The following is a 26,167-nucleotide window of genomic DNA, read 5'->3' on the forward strand; positions in this document are numbered from 1 at the left end:
GGCGCCGTCAGACAGGGCGGGGACAGGGTGGGCGGGCCCCTGTCAGGACTGGCGGATCATCTCGCCGGCGATCTCGATCCGGACCTTCTTGGCGACCAGGACGCCGCCGGCCTCCAGGGCGACGTTCCAGAGGAGCCCCCACTCCTCGCGCTCGATCTCGCAGCTTCCGTGAAAGCCGAAGATGTCCTGCCCGTAGGGGTCGTGGCCCACGCCGCCGAACTCGCAGTCGAGCGTGACCGGGCGCGTGACGCCGCGCACGGTGAGCTGGCCGTCCATGAGGAACTTGGTGAACGAGCCGTCGGGCTGCAGCGGGTCGTGCGGGCGGCGGCCCACGGTGCCGGCCTTGAGGCGGGCCCAGGAGAAGATCGGGTCGACCTCGGTCTGCATGTGGAAGCCCGTGCTGTGGAACTCGATGGTCGGGTGGTTCTCGACGTCCAGGAAGTCCGCGCTCTTCAGATGGGTGTCCCGGTCCGCCACATGGGTGTCGATCGACTCCGCCTGGATGGTGCAGGTCACGCGGGACGCCAGCGGGTCCTCTCCGACCTCGACGGTGGCCTCGCCCTCGGCGAACTCACCCCGCACCGGGCTGACCATCATGTGCATGGCGAGGAAGCCGAGCCGCTTGTGGTTCTGGTCGAGTGCGTACACCCCGGCCGCTGGGATGGTAATTCCATTCCAGGTGCGAGTTGGCAAAACTTCCATCGTAGCATTTTCTCCCATATATGCGGATGCATGCACGTTACCACCGCGACGTCAGGGTGTTGGGTGATATTTCGGCACACGAAATCCAGGTGCGGCAGGGGGTCCGGTCAAGGAAAGCACGTGGGCGGGTGCGCGAGAAGACGGATCGACCGCACTGTGACGGGCGTCATCACAGGCGCAGACTTGTCTGGACGAGCAAGTCACGGCATCGTGGGTTAAATGCTGGGACAGGTGATTGCGCTGGTCGTGCTCGTGCTGGGCACCGCGGCGCTCGGAGTGTGGTGGTCGGCACGTCAGGGTGCTGTGCGCGCTCCCCGGGAGACGCCGGCCGGGATCGACTGGGCGGCCTCCGGGATCGCGCTCGAGGACCGCGTGACCTTCGTGCAGTTCTCGGCCGAGGTGTGTGCAGCGTGCCGGTCCACCGCCCGTGTCCTGGGCGGTCTGACCGGGGCGGGTTCCGGCGTCGGCCATCGTGAGGTGCTGGTGGACGACCACCTCGACCTCGTGCGCACCCTCGGCGTGCTCCGCACCCCGACGGTCCTCGTGGTCGACGGCGGAGGCCGCGAGGTGGCCCGGATGAGCGGCGTCGTGTCCGACACCCAGGCCCGCCAGGCGCTGAACCGGGTCCCGGCCGCGGTGGCCGAAGCTGACGGAGAAGGGCAGTCATGACCATGAGCAAGGGAATGATCGACCCGCGCGGGCCGCGCGTGGGGGCCAGCATCACCGCGGTGCTGCTGGCCGCGGTGGTGCTGCTCGGTGCGAGCCCGGCCGGGCTGTGGCTGCTCGTGTTCATCATGCTGAGCTTCCTGCTCGGCACGCTGCGCGGGGCCGAGGGCACGTGGCAGGGCTTCGTCTACAAGCGGTTCGTCCGCCCGCGCCTGGGGCCGCCCGCGGAGATGGAGGACCGGCGCCCGCCGCGGTTCGCGCAGGGCATCGGCCTCTTCGTCACCGCGGTCGGCGTGATCCTCGGCGCGTTCGGGGTGCTTCCCGCCGTGCCGATCGCGGCGGCCGTGGCCTTCGTCGCCGCCGCGCTCAACGCCGTCATCGGCCTGTGCCTGGGCTGCGAGCTCTACCTGCTGATGCGCCGGTCGGGCCTCGTCCGGGCGTGATCCCGGGCGCGGCGCCCGGGCACCGTCAGTAGACGAGCGCCTGGGCGCCGTCACGGAGGATCTCCTCCGTGAACAGGGCGGAGCCCGCGATGCGGACGCCGGGCAGCACGTCGGCCTCGGTGATGTCGCGGCGCGCCGCGCACTGGGTGCAGAGGGTGACGGTGCCCGCGGCCAGGATCACGTCCAGCAGGTCGGGCAGCGGCGTCGCGTGATCGAGCGCGAGGTCCGCCGCACGCCCCGGCAGCGCGAACCAGGCCGACTCCCCGGTGAGCCAGAGGCTCACCTCGGCCCCGGACGCGACCGCGGCGGCGGCGACGGTGAATGCCTGGTTGGTGGCCTCGGGCCGGTCCAGGCCTGCAGTGGTCTTGATCACGAGCTGGCGCATGCCGCCGACTGTAAGCCGTGGCCGGTTAGGATCAAGAACATGTCGATCCATGCCCTCGAGATCATCTTCACCGGCCTCATCGTCGCGGTCGCCGTGGCGGTCGCCTGGTTCGCCGGCTACGTCGTCTACAAGCTGTACACCGGCCAGCGCTGATGACGTTCACGTTCCCGGACGGTCTGTCGCCCGAGGTGTACCCGCTGGCCTGGCTGGTCGGCCGGTGGCGCGGCGAGGGTGTGATCGAGTACCCGACCGTCGGCAAGAAGACCTTCGTGCAGGACCTCGTCTTCGACCACGACGGCGGCCCCTACCTGCGGTTCGAGTCCACGCTGCGCGTGCTCGACGGCGCCGTGCCGGACGCGCTGCCGGCCGACGGCGAGTGGCCGGCCCCCGTGCCGGACCCGACCGAGGCGTCCGAGACCGCCCAGGCCCCCGAGGCGGCCGAGGTCGGCGAGGCAGGCACCGTCTGGTCCACCGAGACCGGCTACTGGCGGGTCTCCACCGACCGGCCGGACGGGATCGAGGACGACAAGCACGCGCTCGAGGTGCTCGTCGCCGACGCCTCCGGGCGCATCACCGTCTATGTCGGCGCCGCGGGCAACGGCCGGATCGACCTGGCGTCGGACGCGATCGCGCGGACGTCGACGGCGGCTGAGGTGCGCGCGTCGAAGCGGCTGTACGGCCTGGTGCAGGGCCGGCTGCTGTGGGTCGAGGAGCTCGCCGCGTTCGGTGAGCCGCTGCGCTCCTACGCCTCCGCGGAGCTGGACCGCCAGTAGGTACCCGCGGGCGGGAATGACTCGCCCGCCCACGACGCTGCACCTGAGGTGAGCATGGACAGCACGGACTACCAGAGCCCCCTGTTGAGCCGGCACGGCGCGGTCGCCGCGGCCGGGCCGGACGCGGGCGTCGCCTGGCACTACGGCGACCCGACCGCCGAGCAGCGTGCGCTGTCCCGCGGAGGCGCCGTCGTGGACCAGTCGCACCTCGGCGTCGTGCGCGTCGCCGGCCCGGACCGCCTGAGCTGGCTGCACTCGATCACCTCGCAGCAGCTCGAGGGCCTGCTGCCCCGGACCAGCACCGAGCTGCTCGTCCTGTCGCCGCAGGGCCACGTCGAGCACGCGGCCGGCGTGGTGGACGACGGCGAGGCCACGTGGCTCATCACGGAGCGCGCGTCGGCGCCGGGCCTGACCGCCTGGCTGGACCGCATGCGGTTCACGCTGCGCGTCGAGGTTGCGGACGTGACCGGCGAGTGGGCGGCGATCGGCGAGCCGGTGGCCGCCGAGGGCGCCGAGGGTGAGCCCCTGACGTGGCACGACGCCTGGCCGCACGTGGTCGGCGGCGGAACGCGCTACGGCCCGGCCGAGACCGGGCACCCGGGCGCGGACCGTCCCTGGCGCCTCGTGCTCGTGCCGCGCGCGGACCTGGAGTCCGAGGTCGCGGCGCGGGAGGCGGCGGGCTGGCCGCTCGTCGGTACCTGGGCCGCCGAGGCCCTCCGGGTGGAGGCCTGGCGCCCGCGGCTCGCGCGCGAGGTCGACGGCCGCACCATCCCGCACGAGCTGGACTGGCTGCGCACCGCCGTGCACATCAACAAGGGCTGCTACCGCGGGCAGGAGACCGTCGCACGCGTGCACAACCTGGGCCGGCCGCCGCGCCGCCTCGTGATGCTGCACCTCGACGGGTCGCAGCACCTGCTCCCGGAGCCGGGCGCGGAGGTGCGCCTGCCGGCGTCGGACGGCGGGGCGGGCAAGGTGGTCGGGACGCTCACCTCGATGGCGCGGCACCACGAGCTGGGCCCCATCGGCCTCGCGGTGCTCAAGCGGAACGTCCCGGAGGAGGCGGAGCTGGTGGTCGCCGGCGAGGTCTCCGGCCAGCCGATCGAGGTGACGGCGGCCCAGGAGACGATCGTCCCGGGCGACGGCCTGTCACCCGACCGCCCGGAGGCGCACGGCCCCCTGACCCCGGGCCTCCGCGCCCCCTCCAGCCTCCTCTGACCACCGGCCCCCGTTGAGTGCGGGACCTTCGCCCTTCTGGCACACAGAAAAGGGCGAAGATCCCGCACTCAACTGATGTCAGGGGTGAATGGGAGGATGCGTTCGTGAGCAACCTGCCCGGGGCGGCCGACGAGATGTGGGACAAGGCCATGCGCACGCTGATGCTGCGCACCCGCTTGCGGCAGGGCTGGACCCGGGCCCGCGCGAGCCTGATCCCGATCGCGCAGGCGTCGCTGGCCGCGGGCATCGCCTACCTGGTGGCGCGGTACCTGCTCGGGCACGAGCAGCCGTTCTTCGCGCCGGTCGCGGCATGGGTGCTCCTCGGTTTCACCGCGCAGCGGGACGTGCGGCGGGTGTCCGAGATGGCGGTGGGCGTGGCCGTCGGGGTCGCGATCGGTGACCTGATCGTGCACCTCATCGGGTCCGGCTGGTGGCAGCTCAGCCTGGTGCTCTTCCTCTCCGCGGTCGCGGCACGGTTCATCGACCGGGGCGCGCTCCTGGTCACGCAGGCCGGCGTGCAGGCGATCATCGTGGTGGGCCTGCCGTCGGTGTCGGGCGGGCCGCTCGGCCGGTGGACCGACGCCCTGACGGGCGGCGCCGTCGCCCTGCTCGTCGCGCTGCTCACTCCGGGGGACACCCGGCGGCGGCCCCGGGCGCTCGCCGAGCAGGCCGTGACCGAGCTGGCCGAGACCCTGGAGACGCTCGCCCGCGGCCTGCGGTCCCGCGACGTGGACGACGTCGGCGCCGCGCTCGTGCGGGGCCGCGCCTCCGAGCCGGTGCTCGCGGAGTGGCAGGAGGCGGCCCGCGGGGCCCGCGAGCTGGCGCGGATCTCCGTGGGGCGGGTGCATCGCGGCGAGCTGGCGCGCCTGGAGGGCCAGGCGGTGCTCGTGGACCGGACCATGCGTTCGGTGCGGGTCCTGGCCCGCCGCGTGCTGCCGGTGATCCAGGGCGACCACGATGTCGAGCCGGTCGCGGGCCTGGTCGAGGGTTTCGCGACGGGGGTGCGGCAGCTCGCGTCCGACGTCGGCTCCGGCGGCGACGGTTCGCGCGGACGGGAGGCGCTGGCCGCCGTGGCGGCCCGCGTGGACCCGCGGACCGTGGGTGAGGGCGACTGGCAGGTGCAGTCGCTGGTGATGCTCCTGCGCTCGCCCGTGGTGGACGCGCTGGAAGCCGCGGGGGCCACCCCGGGCGAGGCGCGCGAGGCGCTGCCGGAGCTGTAGCTCGACCGTCCACAGGCTGGGGACAACAGGTCGTCGTCGTCAGGTGCGGGGTGTGACGGCCGCGGTGTTCCTCGCGGTCGGGTTCGCCGTGCGCCGGCTCTGGGCGCTGCTCGCCGTGCTGCCCGGCGCGGCCGGGCACGTCCGCCCGGGATCGTGCCGTCCGACCAGGGGATCCGTCACCTCCGTGCCGTAGGCTCGTCCCGTGTTCGGAGCACTCCAACAGTTCGTCTTCATCGTGCTGGGCGTCATCGTCTTCGCGGTCCAGGTGGTCGCCCTGGTCGACGCGATCCGTCGCCCTGCCCACGCCTACCGGTCCGAGGGCAAGCTCTCCAAGCCGATCTGGCTCGTGATCCTCGGCGCCGCGGCCGTCTTCGGCCTGCTCGGCCTGCCGCCGAGCTACATCACGGCGGGCTCGTTCCTCAACGTGATCGCCGTGGTCCCGGCCATCGTCTACTGGGCCGACGTGCGGCCGCGCCTCCAGCCGTACGGCACCGGCAACAAGCCGCGCGGCCCGCAGGGCGGATGGTGACCGCCGAGGCGGCCACCGGCCGGATGGCGCCGGCGCCCCGGACCGGTGGCACGGCGTCGGGCAGCGTGCTCGACGACGCCGCACCGCTGGCCGAGGTGATCCGCGGCGACCTCGTCGAGTCGGTGCACCTGGGGCACCTCGTGGTGCTCGACCCGGCGGGGCGGCCCGTGCTCCAGGTCGGCAACCCGACCACGCCGGTCTGGCCCCGTTCCTCGCTCAAGCCGGTGCAGCTCCTCGCGATGCTGCGCGCAGGACTGGAGCTGCCGGACCGTCTGCTGGCGCTCGCGTCCGCGAGCCACAACGGCGAGCGTTTCCACCTGGAGGGCGTGCTGCAGATCCTCGGCTCCGTGGGCCTGGGGATCGACGCGCTGCAGAACACGCCCGACCTGCCGCTCCACCCGCCGGCCGCGCTGGAGTGGCACATGGCGCCGCTGGCCGGCGGACCCGGGCCGGCGTCGCTCACGCAGAACTGCTCGGGCAAGCACGCGGCGATGCTCGCGACCTGCCTCGCGCAGGGGTGGGACATCGAGACGTACCTGTCGCCCGAGCACCCGCTGCAGCGCGCCGTCCGCAGCACCGTCCTGGAGACGACGGGCGACGCCGAGGTGGTCATGCGCACCACGGTCGACGGCTGCGGAGCGCCCCTGTTCTCCACGACCCTGCTGGGCCTGGCGCGGGCCTTCTCGGTGCTGGGCGCGGCGCCGACGCAGGACGTCCGCTCGCACGAGGCACGGGTGGCCCGCGCGATCTCCGCGCACCCCGACATGGTGGGCGGCACGGGCCGCGACGTCACGCTCGCCATGCAGGCCGTTCCGGGCCTGGTGGCCAAGGACGGCGCGGAGGGTGTCTATGCCGCGGGGCTGCCCGACGGTTCCGCCCTGGCGTTCAAGGTGCTCGACGGTTCCGCCCGGGCCCGCCCCGTGATCCTCGCCGCGGCGCTGCGGGCGGCGGGCGCGGCGGGCCTGCCCGGCGTCTACCCCGGAGGGCTCGACGCGCTCGGCCGGGTGCCCGTGCTGGGCGGCGGCCGCCCGGTGGGCGAGGTGCGCGCGGTCTTCGCCGGCGCGTACGGGGAGGTGCGGCGATGAGGGCCGTGCTGCAGCGCGTCACCCGTGCGTCGGTGGTGGTGGACGGCGAGGTGGTCGGCGCGATCGACAAGCCCGGCATCCTCGCGCTGGTCGGCGTCACCCACGACGACGGCCCGGCCCAGGTCGAGACCATCGCCCGCAAGATCGCCGACCTGCGGATCCTGCACGACGAGCAGTCGGTGGCCGACGTCGGTGCGCCGGTGCTCGTCGTCAGCCAGTTCACGCTCTACGGCGACGCCCGCAAGGGGCGCCGCCCCACGTGGAACCAGGCGGCGCCGGGGCCGGTCGCCGAACCGCTCGTCGACGCCGTCGTGGCCGCGCTGCGGGAGCGCGGCCTGACGGTCGAGACCGGCCGGTTCGGCGCCGACATGCAGGTCGAGCTCGTCAACGACGGTCCGGTGACCATCCTGCTGGAGGCATGACGCTGCGGGGTCAGCCCCGCAGCGCCAGCACCGCCAGCTCCGTGCGGGAACGCACCCCGAGCTTGCGGAAGACCCGGCCCAGGTGCACCTCGACCGTGCGCACGGACACGTAGAGGCTCGCGGCCACCTGCCGGTTGGTGCGTCCTTGCACCACCAGCCGCGCCACGTCGAGCTCGCGCTCGGTGAGCAGGCCGTCCCACTGCCCGCACAGCTCCTCCTGCCCGGCGGCCGGAGGGGACTCGCCGGGGATGTCGGCCGGGGGCGGCGCGCCCGGCTCCCGGCGCCCAGCCGCGGCCAGGTCGGCGACCCCGCCGTCCCGGCCCGGCGCCTCCGCGGACGACCCGGTGGGCCCGCCGGGCCCGCGGCGGGCGACGGGGGCGAGGGGCGGTGCCTTGAGCGTCTGCTCGGCGAGGTGCTCCCAGGCCTTCGCGCCCGATTCCTGGAACAGCTCGTGGGCGCCGAGCAGGTGCGCCGCCGCGTCACCGGGCAGACCGAGGCGGGCGAAGGCACGTGCGGCGACGAGCTCGGTGAGGCCGCGCTCGAACGTGGAGCCCACCCGGAGGGAGGCCTCGACGGCCCGTTCCCGGGCCCGGTTGACGCCCGAGGCGTCCGCGAGGGCGAGCTCCGCGCGGGCCAGGTCCAGCCGGCGCCGGCGCACCGGCCCGCCGGAGATCCCGGCGCCACCCGGCAGGCTGCTCGTCGCGGGGGCGACCCCGGACAGCCCGGGCGTGACGCCGGGGTGCCCGCCCGCCGGGTCGGGTCCGACCGACGGCAGCACGCGCAGGCGCAGCCGCTCGTGCGAGCGCCGGGCCGCCCGGTCCTGCCCGGCGAGGACCAGCAGCTCGACCGGGTCCGGGGTGGGCAGCCACAGCCGTCGCAGGTCGTCGCCGCCGCGTTCGGCGGCGAGTCCCAGCAGGGTGGCCGCCTCGACCCAGCGACCGGCGAACACGGCGGTCTGGGCGCGGTCGCCGAGCGTCGCGGCCCGCACGACGGGGGAGACCTGCCCCGGCACGGACGCCTCCAGCGCGGTGGTCGGCCGGGTCAGGTGGCCCTCCCGGACGAGGTCGAGGCGGCGGGCGAGGGCGATGCCGAGCCCGCCGAACGCGAGGGCCACGGGGAGCCGCTCGACGGCGTCGTCGAGCACCGACGCGGCGCCGGTGATGTCGCCGACGCGCAGCGCCAGGTAGGACTGCGCGACGCGCAGGTGCGCCTCGGCCAGCGGGGTCATGGCCTCGTCCGGGCCGTCGAACCAGCGTCCGGCTTGGCGCGCGGGGGACAGCTCGGCGACCTCCGACAGGATCGCCGCGGCGTCGGCAGGGGCGCCGTCGAGCAGCCGGATGGTCCGGCGGGCGGCGGCGATGGCCGCACGGTCGGGCCCGGTCGCGTCGTCGGGCAGCACGGCGTCCGGCCGTCCCTCCAGGAGGGCGAGCGCGATGCCGAGCGGGCGGGCGGCGTCGGGGGCGCCGGCGGCGGACGAGTCGGCGTCGGACGGGTGGGTGGCTCGGCGGAGGTGCGCGACGGCGTCGTGCACGTGTCCTGCCCACAGGGCGGCCCGCCCCGCCACGGCGAAGGCGCGGGCGCGCACGCGGCCGGTGCCGTGGCTCGCGGCCTCGCGGGCCACCTCGTGCGCGCGGTGCACGTCACCGCGGGCGAGGTGCTGCTCGGCCAGCTCGACCAGGCCGTCGGCGAGGAGCGGGTCGCCGGCGAGCGTGCTGAGGGCGGTGTGCCACATGGCGACGAGCGGTTCGTCGGCCTTGCGGTGCACGTCGGCGAGGGCCACGTGCGCTGCGGTGCGGGTGGCGAGGTCGGCGTCCTCGTGGACCACCGAGCGGATGCGCGGATGGTGGAAGCGGAAGCGGCCGCCCACCAGGTGCAGGTGCCGGCCGGCCGGCCCGGCCATCAGGGCGTCGATGTCGGTGCCCGACGCGGCGAGCAGGACATCGGTGCGGTCCACCACGGCCACCGCCGCGACGAGCAGCACCCGCCGGGCCTCGTCGTCGAGACCCAGCGGGCCGACCGCCTCGCGGACGGCGCGCGCGGCGGGGAGCGGGTCCGGCATCAGCGCCGTCCCGAGCAGGTGCTCGTCGTCGAGCATCCGTGCCGTCTGGTCCACACATCCAGGTTCGTCACCCACCACCCGGCTGAGCTCGCACGCGACGTGGGGCGCCACGGTGCGGTCACCGAGTGCGAGCGGAAAAGCGACTTGCTGCGGCAGCGCGGTCATCGTCGAGCCTCCCGGATTCGTTCACGGTGCTCGCAAGTATGACCGCCAGAGGTTTCACCCGCATCAACCTGAGCGCACGATTTTTGCTGCGATGTGGCGTCTGACGTGCGATCCTGCCCCGCCGCGTCGCTCGATGTACCTGGTACCGCACGAGGTTGTTCCGGTGTCGAAGGTTTCACCCCGTAACAAGACCGCGCAGTTCGCCGGGTTCCACTACGTAGTCCCACCGTGTGGAATTCCCTTATTTCCCGTTAACGCAGGTTTCCTTACTTTTAACGGAACGTGTCCCACCCGGGAGACCGGACCAGTGCCGGATCAGAGAGGGAAGACGATGGACTCCACGTACGAACCGCCGTCGGGCGTCAGCAGGACGGGCCGACGAATCCTCGCGGGGGTGGCCGCGCTCGCCGTGGTGGCCTCCGCCGCCGTGGGCCTGCGCGTGGCCAGCGCGGCCGAACCCCAGGCCGAGACCGCGGCCGCCGGGACCAGCTCCGCCATCAACGGCTTCCGCAGCGTCGGCTACTTCGCCCAGTGGGGCGTGTACGGGCGCGGCTACCAGGTCAAGCAGATCGACACCTCTGGCGTTGCCGACGAGCTGACCCACATCAACTACGCGTTCGCGAACATCCACCACCAGAACCTCGAGTGCTTCGAGGCCAACAAGGCGCAGGGCGAGGGCCCGAACGGCTCCGACGGCGCGGGCGACGCGTGGGCCGACTACGGCATGGGCTACACGGCGGCCAACTCGGTCTCCGGTGCCGCCGACACGTGGGACCAGCCGCTGGCCGGTTCCTTCAACCAGCTCAAGCAGCTCAAGGCCAAGCACCCCGACCTCAAGGTCATGATGTCCATCGGCGGGTGGACCTGGTCCAAGAACTTCTCGCTCGCCGCGGCGACCGAGGCCTCGCGCGAGAAGTTCGTCTCCAGCTGCGTGAACATGTTCATCAAGGGCAACCTGCCCGTCATCGACGGCCGGGGCGGCACCGGCGCCGCAGCCGGCGTCTTCGACGGGTTCGACATCGACTGGGAGTGGCCAGGCTCGCAGAACGGCAACGTGGGCAACCACGTCGACGAGGTCAACGACGCGCGCAACTTCAAGCTCCTGCTCGCCGAGTTCCGCGAGCAGCTCGACGCCGTGGGCGCCGAGACGGGCAAGCACTACGAGCTGTCCGCGTTCTTGCCCGCCAACCCCGCCGACATCGAGGACGGCGGCTGGAACGACCCGGAGATCTTCGAGTACCTCGACTTCGGCAACGTCCAGGGCTACGACCTGCACGGGGCCTGGGACCCGGCGCTCACCGGCCACCAGGGCAACCTCTACCACGACCCGGCCGACCCGCGGGAGGCCGCGCGCCAGTTCAGCGTGGACCTCGCGGTGCGGGAGTACACCGACGCCGGGATCGACCCGGCACAGCTCGGACTGGGTCTCGCGATGTACGGGCGCGGCTGGACCGGGGCGTCGTCGTCCGCGGCCTGGGGTACCGCGACCGGGGCCGCCCCCGGCCAGTGGGAGGCGGGCATCAACGACTACGACGTGATCAAGAACGTCGGCACCGGGTACTACGACGCGAACCTGGGCGCCGCCTGGCGGCACGACGGCAGCACCTGGTGGTCGTACGACAACAACCAGTCGGTGACCAAGAAGGCCGAGTACATCCGGTCGCAGGGCCTGGGCGGGGCCATGTGGTGGGACCTGTCGGGTGACCGGTCCGGTGCGCTGACTGGTGCGCTGTGGAACGTGCTCGGCTCCGGCACGCCGGGCCCCGTCGAGGACGGCGGCTCGACCGACCCGAGCGACCCGCCCACGGACCCGAGCGACCCGCCGACGGACCCGAGCGACCCGCCGACCGATCCGCCGGGTGACGCCTGCGCCTCGGCCGCCTGGAGCTCGTCGGCGGTCTACGTGGGCGGCAACACGGTCTCGTACGCCGGCCACGAGTGGCGCGCCAAGTGGTGGACCCAGGGTGAGACCCCCGGCACCACGGGCGAGTGGGGCGTGTGGCAGGACCTGGGCGCCTGCTGACCCGACCCGCGGCAACGTGCCAGACCCTCAGGTCACCTTCCGGGACCTGAGGGTCTGGCACGTGCAAGGAGGGCCGCGTCCACGACAGAGTAGGGGCGTGGACGACAGCCCCGGCCGCCCGCACGACCGGCCCGCGCACGACGAGGCCTGGTTCAGCGTGCTCTTCGACGCGCACTCGCGTGCGCTCTACTCCTACTTCGTGCGCAGGCTGCCCGACGGCGGCCGCGCCTCCGACGCCGAGGACCTCGCCGCCGAGGTGCTCGCCACCGCATGGCGCCGCCGCGACGACGTGCCGGACGGCGCCGAGCTGCCGTGGCTGTACCGCACCGCCGGCTACGTGCTGGCCAACCACCGGCGCAAGATGCGGGCCCTGCCGGTCGCCGTCGTCCCGGACGAGCCGGACGACGTGGACCCGGCCCTGCTGGCCACGTCCGACGACGCCGTGCGCAGCGTGCTGGCCCGCCTCTCCGCGCGCGACCGGCGCATCCTGCTGCTGGTCGCCTGGGACGGCCTGTCGGGGGACGACCTCGCCCAGGTGCTCGGCGTCTCGCGTGGGGGTGCCGATGCCGCGCTGTCCCGTGCCCGGGCCCGGCTGCGCGACGCATGGGACGCCCACGAGCAAGCGGTGGACGCATGAGCACATGTACGGGGTGGGTCGGCGAGCGGGCACGGTGTGCGACCGGGCCAGGTACGGAGGGACGGCGATGAACGAGCACGAGCGGCCGGAGGACCCGGCGTTCGACCGCCTGACGGCGGCGGATCCCGCGCGGAACGCGCCGGGACCGGTCGAGGGCGTCCTCCGGGCCAAGGTCGACGCGCTGATCGCGGCCTCGGGCGAGCGGCCGGCCACGGCCTCGCGGCGCCCGGACGGCGACGACGCGCCGGGTGGTCGCGCGGCCGCGGCGGGGCGGGACGAGGACGGCCCGGACGGTTCCGGCCGCGGCAGCTCCGGCCCTGGCAGCTCCGGGCACGGTGGCTCCGACCGCGGACGCCCTGAGGGCGGTCGCACGGTGGACGAGCTCGCCGTGCGGCGGCACCGCCGCCGGACGCCGTGGCTCGTGGCGGCCGCGGTGGCCGGTGTCGTCGTGGTGGGCGGCGGCGGGTACCTGGCCGGAGAGTCGGGGCTCGGTGCCGGGCCGGCCGCGGACACCGCTGCCGCGCCCGCGTCCGAGAGCAGCGTCGAGGACGGCACCGCGACGGGCGATGAGCCGCCGTCGGTCCTCGGGATGCCCGAGCGCGCCACGTCGCAGGAGGTGGAGCCCCTGGACGCGGGCGGCGAGCTGCCCACGGCGACGGGCATCGTGTTCCACGCGGGTGCCGGGCTGTCCCGGGCGCCCGGCTCCGGCGAGGTGCGGGTCGCCGGCACGGCGCAGGGACTCGGCACGTACCCGGTGATCAGCGAGGTGGCGGCGGTCGAGCGGCTCGGCGACCCGCGGTTCGCCGGGTCGGTGCTGGGGCAGCGGCCGGAGCGGACGGCGGGGTCCTCGGGCGGTGTGCCGGCGCCGGGTGGTGCGATCGCGTGGCCCGTCGAGGACGTGACCATCGTGTCGGCGACCCGCACCGAGGTGCGGTACGCCCTGCCCGACGGCACGGTGCTGGTGGTGCCCGCCTACCGCCTCGCCGACGCCACGGGTTCGGGCTGGACCGTGATGGCCGTGGACGAGGAGCTGCTCGACCTCACGCCGTGACGCGACTGCCGTGCGGGCGTCGTAGGGTCGGGCGGGCAGGGACCCATCCGGTCACACCGCGATCTTCAAGGAGCGAACATGCCAGCACGTACCGCCCGCACCGCCTGGAACGGCACCTTCCAGGAGGGGTCGGGCCAGGTCGAGCTCTCGTCGTCGGGCGTGGGCACGTACGACGTGTCCTTCCCGGCGCGCGCCGCCGACGAGGCGAACGGCGTCACCAGCCCCGAGGAGCTGCTCGCCGCCTCGCACTCGTCGTGCTTCACGATGGCCTTCACGAACGAGCTGGGCCAGGCCGGCGCCACGCCGGAGCAGATCGAGGTCACCGCCGAGGTGACGCTCGGCCCGGACCCGGCCGGCGGGCTCTACATCAGCCGGAGCGCGCTGACCGTGCGCGGCTACGCCTCGGGCATCGACGAGGCGGGCTTCAAGGCCGCCGCCGAGGCCGCGAAGGTGGGGTGCCCCATCTCGAAGGCGCTGACGGGCGTGGGCCAGATCACGCTGGACGTCACGTACGAGGGCTGACCCTCGTACGCGCCGTCGCCGAGTGCGGGATATTTGCGGGTTTCCTGCCCAAGGGCCCGCAAATATCCCGCACTCAGCGACAGCCGGGCTGCTGGAGTGTGGCTGGTTGCCGGGAATCCGGGGCGTGTGGTGCGAGAATCGCGAGGTGCCATCGCAGACCCCCGACGCCCGAGCCCGGAACGGCATGAACCACGAGAACCGAGCGCGCGGACACCAGGGCGCTCGCGCCCAGGGATCCGGTGACGTGCCCGACAGCAACCACACGGCCGACGCCGCGGACGCGGCGCGCGCGGCACGCGAGGAGGCCGAGGCGCGGGCGGCCCAGGAGAGCGAACGCCGGCGGGCCGAGAGCGAGGAGCGGCGCAGGGCCGCGCTCCGCGAGGCGGACCACGCCGCCGAGGCCGCGCGCCAGGCGGTCGCCGACGCGCTGCGCACGGCGGTGGGCGGCGCGGTCGACATCAGCACGCGGCGGCGCGCCGAGTACTCCACGGACGCGTCCAACTACCGCGTGGTCCCCGAGGGGGTCCTGTTCCCGGAGAGCACCGACGACGTCGTCGCCGCGCTCGGGGTGCTGCGCGAGCTCGGCGTGCCGATCACGGCGCGCGGCGCGGGCACGTCGGTCGCCGGCAACTCGGTGGGCCCCGGCGTCGTGCTCGACCTGGGGCGGCACCTGAACAAGGTGCTGAGCGTGGACCCGGAGCGCCGCACGGCACGGGTCCAGCCGGGCACCGTCATGTCCACGCTCCAGGCGGAGGCGAAGCCGCACGGCCTGCGGTTCGGCCCCGACCCGAGCACGCAGAACCGCGCGACGCTCGGCGGCATGATCGGCAACAACGCGTGCGGGCCGCACGCCGTCGCCTACGGCCGCACGGCGGACAACGTCGTCTCGCTCGACGTGGTCGACGGCCACGGCCGCCGGTTCACCGCGGGCTCGGGCGACCCCGACTTCACCGCCGTGCCGGGGCTGAAGGAGCTGGTCCGGGAGAACCTCGCGCTGATCCGCACCGAGTTCGGCCGGTTCGGGCGCCAGGTCTCCGGCTACTCGCTGGAGCACCTGCTGCCCGAGAACGGCTCGAACCTGGCCCGGGCGCTCGTGGGCACCGAGGGCACCCTGGTCACCGTCCTGGAGGCGGAGCTCGACCTGGTCGAGACCCCGGGCGCCCCCACGCTCGTCGTGCTCGGCTACCCCGACATGGCCACAGCCGCCGACGACGTGCCCCGGCTCCTGGACCACAAGCCGCTCGCCATCGAGGGGCTGGACGCACGCCTGGTCGACGTCGTGCGGCGGGCCAAGGGTGCGACGTCGGTGCCGCCGCTGCCGGGCGCCGACGTCGACGGCGTGTCGGGCTGGCTGATGATCGAGGTCGGCGGCTCGTCGCAGGCCGAGGCCCTGGGGCGGGCGGACGCGATCGTCGCGGCGGCCTCGGCCCTGGACTCCCTGGTGCTGCCCGCCGGGCCCGACGCCACGAAGATGTGGCAGATCCGGGCCGACGGCGCCGGTCTGGCCGGCCGCACGCCCGCCGGGGAGCAGGCGTGGCCCGGCTGGGAGGACTCCGCGGTGCCGCCCGAGAAGCTGGGCCCGTACCTGCGTGACCTCCAGGCCCTCATGGACCGGTACGGCGTGGACGGGCTGCCGTACGGGCACTTCGGCGACGGCTGCGTGCACCTGCGGATCGACATCCCGCTGGAGACGTCGGGGTCGGTGCTCCGCACCTTCATGATGGAGGCGGCCGAGCTCGTGGCGCGCTACGGCGGGTCGCTGTCCGGCGAGCACGGGGACGGCCGGGCCCGGTCCGAGCTGCTGCCGCTCATCTACTCGCCCGAGGCGATCGCCCTGATGGAGCGGTTCAAGGCGCTGTTCGACCCGAAGGACCTGCTCAACCCGGGTGTGGTCGTGCGGCCGCGGGCCGTGGACGACGACTTGCGCCGGCCCGCCGCGGCCGCCGTGCGCACCAAGCTGCCGCTGGTCGGCAAGGGCGCGGGGCACGGCGTGCGGCGCAAGGCCGGGTACGAGGGGTTCTCGTTCGCGCACGACCACAACGACCTCACCACGGCGGTGCACCGCTGCGTCGGCGTGGGCAAGTGCCGGGCGGACACGTCGGCGTCGGGCGGCTTCATGTGCCCGAGCTACCAGGCCACCAAGGACGAGAAGGACGTCACGCGCGGGCGCGCCCGGGTGCTGCAGGAGGCGGTGAACGGCACGCTCGTGGGCGGGCTGTCGGCCCCCGAGGTGCGCGAGTCGCTGGACCTGTGCCTGTCCTGCAAGGCGTGCTCCAGCGACTGCCCGGCGGGCGTCGACATGGCGCAGTACAAGTCCGAGGTGCTGTACCGGACCTACCGGGGCAAGCTGCGGCCCGTCGACCACTACGCCCTGGGCTGGCTGCCGCGCTGGGCCCGCCTCGCGGGCGCCGTCCCCGAGCTGGTCAACCGCCTGCTGGGCGTGAAGTGGATCGGCAAGGCGGTGCTGTGGGCGGGCGGCATGGACACGCGCCGGTCGATGCCGAAGTTCGCCGAGGTGCCGTTCCGGCAGTGGTGGGCCCGTGGCGGCGCGACGCACGGCGTGCCCGGGCTGCGGGTGATCGCCGAGGAGGGGCTCGGGCTGCCCGGGCGCGAGGGCGCCACCGCTGCCCGGCTCGCCACCAAGCCCAAGGTCGTGCTGTGGACGGACTCCTTCAGCGACGCGCTGTCGCCCACCGTGCCGCAGGCGGCGCTCAAGGTGCTCACCGCGGCCGGGTTCGACGTCATCGTGCCCGACGAGCAGGCCTGCTGCGGCCTGACCTGGATCTCCACGGGCCAGCTCGACGGGGCCCGGCGCCGCCTGCTCAAGCTCCTCGAGGTGCTCGGGCCGTACGCGGTCAACGGCATCCCGATCATGGGCCTGGAGCCATCCTGCACGGCGGTGCTGCGCTCCGACCTGCTCGACCTGTTCCCCGACGACCCGCGCGCGCAGGCCGTGGCCCGCATGACGCGGACGGCGGCCGAGCTGCTGACCTCCGACGACACGCCGCCCGAGTGGGTCATGCCGTCGCTCGCCGACGTCAGCGCCGTGGTGCAGCCGCACTGCCACCAGCACTCCGTGATGGGGTACGAGGCCGACCAGGCGCTGCTGGAGAAGGGCGGTGCGCAGATCGAGGTGCTGGCGGGCTGCTGCGGCCTGGCCGGAAACTTCGGCATGCAGAAGGGGCACTACGAGACGTCGGTGGCCGTGGCGGAGAACGCGCTGCTGCCGGCCCTCCGGAACGCCGCACCGGGTACCACCTACCTGGCCGACGGCTTCTCGTGCCGCACCCAGGCGCTGGACCTGATGGGCGTCGAGGGCAAGTCCCTGCTGGAGGTCATCGCGGACCGGCTGTAGGCGGAGACGGGTTCCGCCGCAGGTCGGAGGCATCTCCACCGGCCGGGTGATCCGGGTGCCGGCGCCGCTCGCCAGGATGGGAGCACAGCCGAGACGAAGGAGACTCCCATGGATCGCACCACCCGCGGGGCGGCGCTCGCCCTGAGCGCGACCCTGGCGCTCGCCGCGCCGCTGGCCGTCGCCGGTTCCGCGCACGCCGCCGGCGAGGACCGGCCGTCCGCGACGGCGTCCGGGCCCGGCGCCCCCGTGCTGGACGCGCCCGAGACCCTGTCCGCCACGGTGGCCGACGCCGCCCGCGCGGCCCAGCGCGACCAGGCACGCCTCCGGACGACGGCGCCGGGGACACCGGCCCGTGCCGAGCTCGACGCTGCCCTCGACGCCCTCGTGGCGGACGGGGCGATCGCGGTGACGGCCCGCGTCGAGACGGCGTCGGGCACGTGGAGCGGTGCCGCCGGGACCCGTGAGCGCGAGGGCCGCGCGCCCGCCCGGGAGCGCGACCGCTTCCGCGTGGCCAGCAACACCAAGCCGATGATCGCGACCCTGGTCATGCAGGAGGTGGAGAAGGGTACCTGGACGCTCGACACTCCCGTGGAGGACGTGCTGCCCGGCGTCATGCCCGCGGGTGTGACCATCGAGCAGCTCCTGAGCCACCGGTCGGGGGCGCCCACCGCCACCGACTGGATCCTGACGTCCCGGGTGACCGACCCGACGTCGCTGGACGAGGTCTTCGCGGTGATGGGCCAGGAGGTCACCGACGCCGACCACGTCGAGGCCCTGCAGTCCGCGCCGTGGATGAACGAGCCCGGCGCCGGGTTCTCCTACTCGAACGCCGGGTACGTGGTGCTCGGCATGATGCTGGAGGAGGTCACCGGGCGCAGCGTCGAGTCGCTGCTGCGGCACCGGGTGTTCGCCCCGGCGGGCATGTGGCAGAGCGCCTACCCGGACGACCCGGGCGCGTGGGGGCCGTTCCTGCACGAGTCGGCGTACACGGGGCCTGAGGGCGCCGGCTGGTACGACCTGGACCACTGGGACCCGAGCCTGTTCGCCGCCGCGGGGGCCGTCACCAGCACCACGGAGGACCTCGCCGACTTCACGGAGGCCCTGGTCACGGGCCGGCTGGTCGACCAGGAGACGGCAGCGGACATGCTGGAGCCGCGCACCGTCGGGCAGGATGTGTTCCCCGACTACGGCCTGGGCGTGTACCGGGTCCCGGATCCGTGCGAGCCCGGCGCCTGGCTCTACGGGCACGACGGTGCCTCGTACGGCACCCAGTCCATCAACCTGACGTCGCCTGACGGCGCGCGGCAGGTCGTGATCGGCATCACCGGACGGGACCTGGCCTATCCGTACTACACCGACGAGCCGCTGTACGACCCGAGCGAGCTGCTCACGCTGATGATGCAGGAGAGCTGCTGACGGGTCGGCCGGGCGCGGGGTGCCGGACGGCACCCCGCAGCGGGGCAGAATGCGCGACATGGAGTTTCAGGACGTCGTGCGCAAGCGGCGGATGCATCGGAAGTTCACCGACCAGCCCGTGCCGGCCGAGGCCGTCGACCGGATCACCCGCAACGCCGTGCGCGCGCCCAGTGCCGGGTTCAGCCAGGGCTGGGCGTTCGTGGTGCTGCAGGAGCCTAGGGACCGGGACCGGTTCTGGGCCGCGTCGACCCCGGACGACTCGGAGCGTGACATGTCCGCCTGGCTCGACGGCATGCGGACCGCGCCGGTGATCGTGCTGGCGCTCGCGTCCAAGGCGGCCTACCTGAACCGGTACGCCGAGCGGGACAAGGGCTGGGCGGACCTCGACGAGGCGCGCTGGCCTGTCCCGTTCTGGCACGTCGACGTCGGCATGGCGTCGCTGCTCATGCTGCAGACCGCCGTCGACGAAGGGCTGGGTGCCTGCTTCTTCGGCGTCGCGCCGCCCCGGGTGGCGGCGGTCCGGGCGGAGCTCGGCATCCCGGACGAGTTCGAGATCACCGGGGTCGTCGCCGTCGGGCACCCGGCCGACGGCGGGGCGCAGGGCTCGCCCACGCGCCGGCCCCGCAAGCCGGAGTCCGAGGTGATCCGGCACGGCGGCTGGTGACGACCACCCGCCGGGGGGGGGGGGGGGGGGGGGGGGGGGGGGGGGGGGGGGGGGGGGGGGGGGGGGGGGGGGGGGGGGGGGGGGGGGGGGGGGGGCGGGGGGGGGGCGGGCGGGGGGGGGGCCCCCCCCCCCCGGGGGGGGGGGGGGCCCCCGGGGCCCCCCCCCCCCCCGGCGGGTGGTTCAGGCCGCGTCGAGGCGGGCGCGGGTCTCGTCGTCCAGGACCAGGTCGACGGCGGCCAGGGCCTCGTCGAGCTGGGCCACGCTGCTCGCCCCGAACACCGGGATCACCGGCACCTCACCGCCCAGGAGCCAGGCGAGCGCCACCTGGTTCGGCGTGGCCCCGATCTCCGCGGCGACGGCGCGCAGCACGGCGACGCGCTCGCGCGACCCGGCGTGGTCCGCACCGTCGTAGTACGGCTTGTCGTCCCGGACGAAGACGCCCTGGTGCAGCGGGGAGTACGCCATGACGGCGAGCCCCGGCCGGCCGTCGGTGCCGGTGGACCGGGCGTAGTCCAGCAGCTCGGGCGTGGCCCAGTTGGTGCGGACGGGCTGCGGCCGCGGGTACACGTAGCTGTAGCACTGCTGCACCGCGCCGTACGGCGCCACCCCGAGCCGCGCGGCGGTCTCGCGGGCCTCGACGAGGCGCCAGAGCGCGACGTTCGAGATGCCCGGGATGCCGACGATCCCCTCCTCGACCAGCTTGCCGAAGGCACCGACCGTCTCCTCCAGCGGCGTCTCCCGGTCGTCCACGTGCCCGTACAGCAGGTCGATGTGGTCGATGCCCAGGTGGCGCAGGCTCTCGCGCGCCTCCCGGTCGATCGTCGTGGCGGCCAGCCCCTGGTAGTTGGTGGGCGGCGTGTTGGACAGCGGCAGGGCCGGGTCCTTCTTCGCCGCGCCCAGCTTGGTCGCGATCCGCAGCCCGTCGCGGTTGCCCCGCGCGGCGAGCCAGCGGCCGAGCACGTCCTCGGAGTCGCGGCCGTAGCCGCCGACCCAGGCGTTGTAGTTGTTGGCCGTGTCGAGGAACGTGCCTCCGGCCTCGACGAACCGGTCCAGGATCGCGAACGACGTCTCCTCGTCCGTGCGCGTGCCCATGAACATGGTGCCCAGGCACAGCGTGGACACCTCGAACGACGTGTGCGCGCCTGCCAGCGTGCGGTACTGCATGGTCTGCTCCTTCGGCCTGCATGGTCCCGGGCCCGCGCCCGGCACCCACCACGCTAGGCAGCGATCGGTCTGGTGCTACGGTCCAATGCCATGCCGAAGGGCCAGACCAATTCCGCCGAGGTGCTGATCGCCCTCGCGCCCGGGCCGGGGGCGCTGCGGCACCGGCTGGAGGCGGCGCTCCTGGAGGACATCGCCTCCGGCCGCCTGGCGCCGGGCACGGCGCTCCCGCCGAGCCGGGCGCTCGCCGACGCCCTCGGGATCTCGCGCTGGGTGGTCACCGAGGCGTACGGGCACCTGGTGAACAAGGGGATCCTGGAGGCGCGCACCGGGTCCGCCACCCGCGTGGCGGCCGCGGTGCCCGACGGCGCCGCGGGCAGCCGGCTGGACACCGGACCGTCGGCGGGGAGCCCGGCCCGCGTCGCGCGCCCGGTGCGGGTGAACGGACGGGCGGGGCCGGTGCCGGGCCCCGTCGCGGAGCGCGCACCGGACCGGGCCACCCACGACCTCGCCCCCGGCGTGCCGGACCTGCGGCACGTGCCCCGCCAGGCCTGGTTGCGCGCGGCCCGCGACGCGCTCGCCGACGCGAGCAACCTGGATCTCGGGGCCCAGCCGGCCGCGGGGCACCCGGGCGCACGGTCTGCCGTGGCCACCCACCTGCGCCGGGCCCGGGTGGTGTCGGCCCCCGACGGTGCCGTCGTGCTCACCCGCGGTGCCACCGACGGCATGTCGCGCATCGCCGCCGCGCTGGCCGACGCCGGGCACACGCACCTGCTCGTCGAGGACCCGAGCTGGGCCGCGCTGCGGGACGTGGCCGCCGACGCCGGCCTCACCCCGGTCCCGGTGCCGGTCGACGACGACGGGATCACGGTGGACGGGCTGCACGCCGCGGCGGCCCGGACGGGCGCCCGGGCCCTGCTGCTCACGCCCGCCCACCAGTTCCCGCTCGGCGCTGCGCTGTCGGACGCTCGGCGGGCGGACGTGCTCGACTGGGCGCGGCAGGTGGACGGGCTCGTGGTCGAGGACGACTACGACGCGGAGTTCCGCTACGACCGGCGCCCGGTGCCGGCCCTGCAGGGCCGGGGGCCGGACCGGGTGCTGCTGCTGGGCTCGACGAGCAAGACGCTGTCGCCCGCGTTCGGGATCGGCTGGATGGTGGTCCCCGAACGCTGGCGCGCGGCGGTGCTGGGGGTCTCCGTACGCCGCGGACCCGCGCCGGGCCCGAGCACGCTCGACCAGCTCACCCTGGCCCGGTTCGTCGGCGACGGCGCGTACGCACGTCATCTGCGTGCGGCCCGTGCCCGGTACTCCCGGCGCCGCGCCGCGCTCCTGGCGGCCCTGGACCGCGAGCTGCCCGGTGCGCGGGTCGGCGGGATCGCGGCCGGGATGCACGTCACGGTGAACCTGGCCGGCGTGGACCTGCCCGGTGTCGACCCCGGGGCGCTCGACGCCGCCGCCGTCGTGCGCGAGGGGGCGGCGCGGGACGTGGCGCTGGTCGACGTGCGGCGGTACCAGGCGGTGCCGCCGGCCCGGTCGACCGTGCTGGTGGTGGGTTACGGGAACCTCGCCGACGCGCGGCTGGGCGAGGCCGTCCGCGGCCTGCGCGCGGCGGTCGAGGCCGCCGCGCGCTGACCGGTCAGGGCTCGCGGGAGACCAGGTCGGAGATTGTGCGGTGCAGACCCGGCACGTCGCCCCGCTCGTGGGCCAGGAGCCAGGACGCGATCTGGTCGGACACCTCGACGACGGCGGCCGCACGCGGCACCCGGCGCTCGTGGAACTCGGTCCACAGGGCGTCGGCCAGGCGGTCGTGCCGGGCCAGCACGTCACCCAGCACGACGGCGTCCTCCAGCGCCTGGGCCGCGCCCTGCGCGACGGTCGGCGGGCAGGAGTGCGCGGCGTCGCCGATGACGACCACGCGCCCGCGGTTCCACGGCGCGGGCACCAGGTGGCTGGTGAACCAGGTGTAGTGGACGTGCTCGACGCCGCGTTCGAGCTGGGCGCGGATGTCGTTCCAGTGGGCGCCGTAGGGGCGGGCCAGCTCGGCCATCAGGCGGGAGCCCTCGGCGGGGGTGAGGCCCTGCCGGTCCTGCTTGTCCTCGACCAGGTAGGCGTACATGGTGTCCTCGCCGGTGGGGCAGAAGCCCGCGATGTACGAGGGCCCGCCGAACACGAGCTCGGTGTGGTCGGCTCCCGCAGGGCGCCGGACGAACGCCCGGAAGATGCCCATGCCGTTGGGCTCGGGCCTGGTCCCGATGCCGATCAGCTCGCGGACCGTGGAGTTCAGGCCGTCCGCCCCGACCACCAGGTCGTGCGTCGCCCGGTCCGGTCCGCCGGCCGTGGCGAGGTCGAGCGTGACGGCGTCGTCGTCCTGGACGAGTGCCGTGACCCGGGTGCCGGAACGGACCACGGCGCCGACGGCCCGCGCGCGGGCGACCAGGATCTCGGCCAGGTCGGGCCGGTACATGCCGGCCGTGGCCGGGTAGTCCGGGCCGCCCATGGCGTTGTCGTGCATCTCGGCGACCAGCGGCGCCTCCGGTCCCGGCGCCCGGATCCCGGTCACGTCGAACGAGTACGACCGCCGACGCACCTGGTCCCACACCCCGAGCCGGTCGAGGGCCCGCAGCGCGTTCCCCTGGAGCGTGATCCCGGACCCCAGCGTGCCGAGGTCGGGCTTCGCCTCGTAGACGACCACGCGGATCCCGGCCTCGGCCAGCAGGATGGCGGCCGCGAGGCCTGAGACCCCCGCGCCGACGACCCCGACGTTCTGCACAGCGCTCACGGTGACTCCCTGGGGCAGATGTCCTTCGCAATACCGCGCAAAGTACATCAGACCGGACGGGCCACTCGTCAGCGGGAAGCGCGCAGACCCGGTACCTGCTGCCCCACGACGGCCCGCACCTCGTCCGGGAGCTGCGACCAGTCGTCGGCGGTGTCCAGGTCGACGGCGGTCCCCGGCCGGTCCACCACCGTCGTGGCGAGCCCCCGGGTCTCCGCCTCGGCCAGGTGCGCGGCGAGCGATCCGGTCCCGAACCGGAACCGGAACCCCGCTCCGGACGGGAGCAGGAGCAGGTTGGTGCCCGAGCGGTTGCGGTCGGTGGCGATCACGACCGGCACGTCCTGCGCCAGCAGGGCGGTCACGTCGGCCGGGGTGAGCGCGGGCAGGTCGGCGTGGGCCACCAGGAGGCGGACGGACCGCGGTGACGCCGCGAGCAGGTGCGCCCGGGCGTGCTCCAGGGCCGGGTTCAGCCCGGGGCGGTCGGCGGGCTGCTCCAGCACCTCCACCTCCAGCCCGGCCAGGGTGTCCCGGGCGAAGGCCGGGTCGGCCGTGACCACGACCACCTGCCCGATCCCGTCGGACGCGAGCAGCGTCGCCACCACGTGCCGCGCCAGCACCCGGACCAGCCGGCGTCGCGAGGCGGCGTCCAGCACCGCGGCGAGCCGGGACTTGCCCGAGACGCCGTCGCGCAGGGGCACCACCGCCGTCGTGCCCGGGGAACCGTCCGTCACGCCAGGGCCAGGAGCTCGCGGGCCAGGCGCTCGCGGCCGGGCGGGCCGCCCATGATCGTGTCGGTGACGTGCACCGCGAGGCCGAGGTCGGCGACGGCGTCCGCGAGGGTGGCGTCACGCTCGTCGATGACCATCACGTCGACGAGACCGGCGTAGATCCGGGCCACGCCCAGCGCCGACACCTCGTGCCCCAGGGTCTCCAGGATCTGTGCCGCCGGTCCCTTGATCGCCTGGCCGCCCACGATGGGGCTCACCGCCACGCGCCGGCCCGGGGCGGCGGCCAGCGCGTCCCGGACGCCCTGGACCGCGAGCAGCGGCTCGATGGACAGGAACGGGTTGGACGGCGCGACCACCACGAGCTCCGCGGCCAGCGCGTCGAGCACGCCGGGGGCCGGGCGGGCGGCGTCGGCCCCGTCGAAGTGCAGGCCGAGGACGGCGTCCGCGTGCTGCCGGCCCACGAAGTACTCCTGGAAGCCGAGGCGGCCCGACGGGGTGTCGACGAGGGTGGCGAGCCGGTCGTCCGTGACGGGCAGGACCCGGGGGCGCACGCCCGTCGACCGCGCCAGGTGCGCCGTGACGGCGGACAGCGGCTCGCCCCGGCGCAGACGGGCGGTGCGCACGATGTGGGTCGCCAGGTCGCGGTCGCCGAGCGTGAACCAGGTGTCCTCGCCGAGGTCCTTCAGCGCGCCGAGGGTCGCGTACGACTCGCCGCGCAGGCCCCAGCCGCGGTCCTCGTCGTTCAGGCCCGCGAGCGTGTAGAGGACGGTGTCGAGGTCGGGGGAGATGGCGAGGCCGTGGAGCTCGGTGTCGTCGCCGACGTTCACGACGACGGTCAGCGCGGGCTCGTCGTCGACGGGCGTCGTACCGGTGGGTGCCGCGCCCAGCGCGAGGTCGAGGCCGTGCGCGAGCCGCGCACCGCCGACCCCGCCGGCGAGGAGGGTGACGTTCACGCGTCGAGCCTACGTCCGCCGCGAACCCGTCAGGGGGCAGACTGGGGGCATGGCTGTCTTCGCGTTCTCCGTCGCCCCCATGACCGCGGGCGAGTCCGTGGCCGAATCCGTCGCCGAGGCCGTCCGCATCGTCCGGGAGTCCGGGCTCCCGAACCGGACCACCTCGATGTTCACCGAGATCGAGGGGTCGTGGGACGAGGTGATGCCCGTGATCCAGCGGGCCACGGACTCCGTGGCCCGCGGCGGTCACCGCGTCTCGCTCGTCATCAAGGCCGACATCCGCCCCGGCGCTCCGGCCGGGCAGATCGACAGCAAGATCGCCCGGGTCGAGGAGCGCCTGGCCGCCGACGAGTCGGAGACGGGCCACTCCTGACACATCAGCACAGCAGCAGCACGGCCAGCACGAGCATCAGGGCCGACGACGCAAGCGCCGTGCCCAGCCGGCCGCGTGGTCCGGACAGCATCCGGCCGAGCAGCGTTCCACCGAGGGCCAGTGCGAGCTGCCAGGACGCGGAGGCCAGGAACGCCGCGGTCCCGAACACCGCGCCGACCACGATGCGCCCGGCGGTTCCGCCGTCGGGCGCGCCGCCGGTCACCGCCCCGCCGGTCACGATCACCGTGAAGAACAGGACGGTCCCGGGGTTGATGGCGGTGATCGTGACGAACCGTGCGAAGGCTCCCGGGGCGGTGAGGGTCTCGGCCCGCCCCTCGCCGTCCGGAGCCGTCCGTTCCCGCCATGCGGCCAGCGCACCACGAGCGGCCAGCACCACGAGCACGACGGCTGACGCGATCCGCAGCGGCCCCTCGACCGGCTGCACCAGGCCGGCGACGAACGTGCCGAACAGCCCGGTGACCAGTGCGTAGCCGCCGTCGACGGCCGCGACACCGAGCGCACCGGCGGCACCGACCCGCCACGGATGGCGGGCAGCCAGCCCCACGAGGTAGGACGCGACCGGCCCCACCGGGAGGGCGACGGCGTACCCGGCCGCGATTCCGGCGACCAGCGCGGGCCACAGCGTCGTCAGCGACGCCGTGGCGCTCATCGCTGCGCCTGGTCGCACCTCCCCGCGCCGCGCACCTGCTGACCGGCGACGCAACGTCGCCGGGACAGGAACGCAGGAGCATGGATGACGGTCATGGCCCGGACGATAGGCCGGACCGGTCCCTCAGGACAAGCGTCACGACACCTTCACCGGCGTGTTTCCGCGTCGGTGTCC

At 74.6% G+C, this 26,167-nt stretch carries 26 protein-coding genes; 18 read left to right on the plus strand and 8 right to left on the minus strand.

Features of this window, described 5'->3' with window-relative positions; all coding sequences use genetic code 11:
• Window positions 1-42: 42 nt before the first annotated feature.
• Entirely contained in the window at window positions 43-648 is a 606-nt protein-coding gene (locus ACIBBF_RS11360) for a YceI family protein (RefSeq protein ID WP_397413281.1), read from the minus strand.
• A 273-nt stretch (window positions 649-921) separates the two neighbouring features.
• Here ACIBBF_RS11360 and ACIBBF_RS11365 point away from each other — a divergent pair, with 273 nt between their 5' ends.
• Together ACIBBF_RS11365 and ACIBBF_RS11370 are read left to right on the plus strand one after the other, a co-directional pair.
• On the plus strand, window positions 922-1,371 hold the full coding sequence (locus ACIBBF_RS11365; RefSeq protein ID WP_397413282.1) for a thioredoxin family protein: 450 nt from the start codon (window positions 922-924) through the stop codon (window positions 1,369-1,371).
• Entirely contained in the window at window positions 1,368-1,811 is a 444-nt protein-coding gene (locus ACIBBF_RS11370) for a DUF4395 domain-containing protein (protein ID WP_397413283.1), read from the plus strand. Before ACIBBF_RS11365 ends, ACIBBF_RS11370 begins: the two co-directional genes overlap by 4 nt.
• Before the next feature lie 25 nt (window positions 1,812-1,836).
• Here the strand turns inward: ACIBBF_RS11370 and ACIBBF_RS11375 are convergent, their stop codons facing one another.
• Window positions 1,837-2,196 carry a DsrE family protein gene (locus tag ACIBBF_RS11375; RefSeq protein WP_397413284.1) on the minus strand — a complete coding sequence of 120 codons (360 nt, stop codon included), beginning with the start codon at window positions 2,194-2,196 and terminating at the stop codon, window positions 1,837-1,839.
• A 152-nt stretch (window positions 2,197-2,348) separates the two neighbouring features.
• Here ACIBBF_RS11375 and ACIBBF_RS11380 point away from each other — a divergent pair, with 152 nt between their 5' ends.
• The 7 genes from ACIBBF_RS11380 to dtd all read left to right on the plus strand — a co-directional run bounded on the left by ACIBBF_RS11380 (window position 2,349) and on the right by dtd (window position 7,440).
• Window positions 2,349-2,969 (plus strand): FABP family protein, encoded by a 621-nt coding sequence (locus ACIBBF_RS11380; RefSeq protein ID WP_397413285.1) that lies wholly within the window; start codon window positions 2,349-2,351, stop codon window positions 2,967-2,969.
• A gap of 54 nt (window positions 2,970-3,023) precedes the next feature.
• The gene (locus ACIBBF_RS11385; RefSeq protein WP_397413286.1) at window positions 3,024-4,184 is read left to right on the plus strand and encodes a YgfZ/GcvT domain-containing protein; all 1,161 of its coding nucleotides are present in this window, start codon (window positions 3,024-3,026) and stop codon (window positions 4,182-4,184) included.
• 104 nt (window positions 4,185-4,288) lie between these two features.
• On the plus strand, window positions 4,289-5,404 hold the full coding sequence (locus ACIBBF_RS11390) for an aromatic acid exporter family protein (RefSeq protein ID WP_397413287.1): 1,116 nt from the start codon (window positions 4,289-4,291) through the stop codon (window positions 5,402-5,404).
• 52 nt (window positions 5,405-5,456) lie between these two features.
• Entirely contained in the window at window positions 5,457-5,597 is a 141-nt protein-coding gene (locus tag ACIBBF_RS11395) for a hypothetical protein (RefSeq protein WP_397413288.1), read from the plus strand.
• A gap of 9 nt (window positions 5,598-5,606) precedes the next feature.
• Window positions 5,607-5,933: a DUF2516 family protein gene (locus tag ACIBBF_RS11400; RefSeq protein WP_397413289.1), complete on the plus strand. Its 327-nt coding sequence runs from the start codon at window positions 5,607-5,609 to the stop codon at window positions 5,931-5,933.
• A 23-nt stretch (window positions 5,934-5,956) separates the two neighbouring features.
• Window positions 5,957-7,018 carry an asparaginase gene (locus tag ACIBBF_RS11405; protein WP_397413479.1) on the plus strand — a complete coding sequence of 354 codons (1,062 nt, stop codon included), beginning with the start codon at window positions 5,957-5,959 and terminating at the stop codon, window positions 7,016-7,018.
• A complete protein-coding gene (gene dtd, locus ACIBBF_RS11410; protein ID WP_182619549.1) occupies window positions 7,015-7,440 on the plus strand; it encodes a D-aminoacyl-tRNA deacylase in 426 nt (141 codons plus the stop codon). The genes ACIBBF_RS11405 and dtd overlap by 4 nt, the downstream gene beginning before the upstream one ends.
• 10 nt (window positions 7,441-7,450) lie before the next feature.
• On the opposite strand, the gene ACIBBF_RS11415 is transcribed toward dtd, so the two are convergent.
• Entirely contained in the window at window positions 7,451-9,553 is a 2,103-nt protein-coding gene (locus tag ACIBBF_RS11415) for a LuxR C-terminal-related transcriptional regulator (protein WP_397413290.1), read from the minus strand.
• Between the two features lie 442 nt (window positions 9,554-9,995).
• Here ACIBBF_RS11415 and ACIBBF_RS11420 point away from each other — a divergent pair, with 442 nt between their 5' ends.
• The 7 genes from ACIBBF_RS11420 to ACIBBF_RS11450 all read left to right on the plus strand — a co-directional run bounded on the left by ACIBBF_RS11420 (window position 9,996) and on the right by ACIBBF_RS11450 (window position 19,332).
• A complete protein-coding gene (locus tag ACIBBF_RS11420; RefSeq protein ID WP_397413291.1) occupies window positions 9,996-11,687 on the plus strand; it encodes a glycosyl hydrolase family 18 protein in 1,692 nt (563 codons plus the stop codon).
• 97 nt (window positions 11,688-11,784) lie between these two features.
• A complete protein-coding gene (locus ACIBBF_RS11425) occupies window positions 11,785-12,324 on the plus strand; it encodes an RNA polymerase sigma factor (protein ID WP_397413292.1) in 540 nt (179 codons plus the stop codon).
• A gap of 67 nt (window positions 12,325-12,391) precedes the next feature.
• Complete coding sequence (locus ACIBBF_RS11430; protein ID WP_397413294.1) at window positions 12,392-13,375, plus strand: hypothetical protein; 984 nt, start codon at window positions 12,392-12,394, stop codon at window positions 13,373-13,375.
• A 78-nt stretch (window positions 13,376-13,453) separates the two neighbouring features.
• Window positions 13,454-13,897 carry an OsmC family peroxiredoxin gene (locus ACIBBF_RS11435; RefSeq protein ID WP_397413295.1) on the plus strand — a complete coding sequence of 148 codons (444 nt, stop codon included), beginning with the start codon at window positions 13,454-13,456 and terminating at the stop codon, window positions 13,895-13,897.
• Between the two features lie 184 nt (window positions 13,898-14,081).
• A complete protein-coding gene (locus ACIBBF_RS11440) occupies window positions 14,082-17,252 on the plus strand; it encodes an FAD-binding and (Fe-S)-binding domain-containing protein (RefSeq protein ID WP_397413480.1) in 3,171 nt (1,056 codons plus the stop codon).
• 108 nt (window positions 17,253-17,360) lie between these two features.
• Window positions 17,361-18,668 (plus strand): serine hydrolase domain-containing protein, encoded by a 1,308-nt coding sequence (locus ACIBBF_RS11445; RefSeq protein WP_397413297.1) that lies wholly within the window; start codon window positions 17,361-17,363, stop codon window positions 18,666-18,668.
• 58 nt (window positions 18,669-18,726) lie between these two features.
• On the plus strand, window positions 18,727-19,332 hold the full coding sequence (locus ACIBBF_RS11450) for a nitroreductase family protein (RefSeq protein WP_397413298.1): 606 nt from the start codon (window positions 18,727-18,729) through the stop codon (window positions 19,330-19,332).
• A gap of 180 nt (window positions 19,333-19,512) precedes the next feature.
• Here the strand turns inward: ACIBBF_RS11450 and ACIBBF_RS11455 are convergent, their stop codons facing one another.
• Window positions 19,513-20,496, minus strand: coding sequence for an aldo/keto reductase (locus ACIBBF_RS11455; RefSeq protein ID WP_397413299.1), 984 nt, complete (start codon window positions 20,494-20,496; stop codon window positions 19,513-19,515).
• Between the two features lie 90 nt (window positions 20,497-20,586).
• Here ACIBBF_RS11455 and ACIBBF_RS11460 point away from each other — a divergent pair, with 90 nt between their 5' ends.
• Window positions 20,587-22,125 (plus strand): PLP-dependent aminotransferase family protein, encoded by a 1,539-nt coding sequence (locus tag ACIBBF_RS11460; protein WP_397413300.1) that lies wholly within the window; start codon window positions 20,587-20,589, stop codon window positions 22,123-22,125.
• 4 nt (window positions 22,126-22,129) lie between these two features.
• On the opposite strand, the gene ACIBBF_RS11465 is transcribed toward ACIBBF_RS11460, so the two are convergent.
• The 3 genes from ACIBBF_RS11465 to cofD all read right to left on the minus strand — a co-directional run bounded on the left by ACIBBF_RS11465 (window position 22,130) and on the right by cofD (window position 24,950).
• Complete coding sequence (locus tag ACIBBF_RS11465) at window positions 22,130-23,272, minus strand: FAD-dependent monooxygenase (RefSeq protein ID WP_397413302.1); 1,143 nt, start codon at window positions 23,270-23,272, stop codon at window positions 22,130-22,132.
• A gap of 68 nt (window positions 23,273-23,340) precedes the next feature.
• Window positions 23,341-24,000 carry a 2-phospho-L-lactate guanylyltransferase gene (cofC, locus tag ACIBBF_RS11470; RefSeq protein ID WP_397413303.1) on the minus strand — a complete coding sequence of 220 codons (660 nt, stop codon included), beginning with the start codon at window positions 23,998-24,000 and terminating at the stop codon, window positions 23,341-23,343.
• On the minus strand, window positions 23,997-24,950 hold the full coding sequence (gene cofD, locus ACIBBF_RS11475) for a 2-phospho-L-lactate transferase (protein ID WP_397413304.1): 954 nt from the start codon (window positions 24,948-24,950) through the stop codon (window positions 23,997-23,999). The genes cofC and cofD overlap by 4 nt, the downstream gene beginning before the upstream one ends.
• Window positions 24,951-24,999: 49 nt before the next feature.
• On the opposite strand from cofD, the gene ACIBBF_RS11480 reads away from it, so the two are divergent.
• Entirely contained in the window at window positions 25,000-25,323 is a 324-nt protein-coding gene (locus ACIBBF_RS11480) for an MTH1187 family thiamine-binding protein (RefSeq protein ID WP_397413305.1), read from the plus strand.
• Between the two features lie 4 nt (window positions 25,324-25,327).
• Here the strand turns inward: ACIBBF_RS11480 and ACIBBF_RS11485 are convergent, their stop codons facing one another.
• Entirely contained in the window at window positions 25,328-25,993 is a 666-nt protein-coding gene (locus ACIBBF_RS11485) for a LysE family transporter (protein WP_397413306.1), read from the minus strand.
• Window positions 25,994-26,167: the final 174 nt, after the last annotated feature.

Source organism: Promicromonospora sp. NPDC050880 (assembly GCF_044456525.1).
Lineage (GTDB): Bacteria > Actinomycetota > Actinomycetes > Actinomycetales > Cellulomonadaceae > Promicromonospora.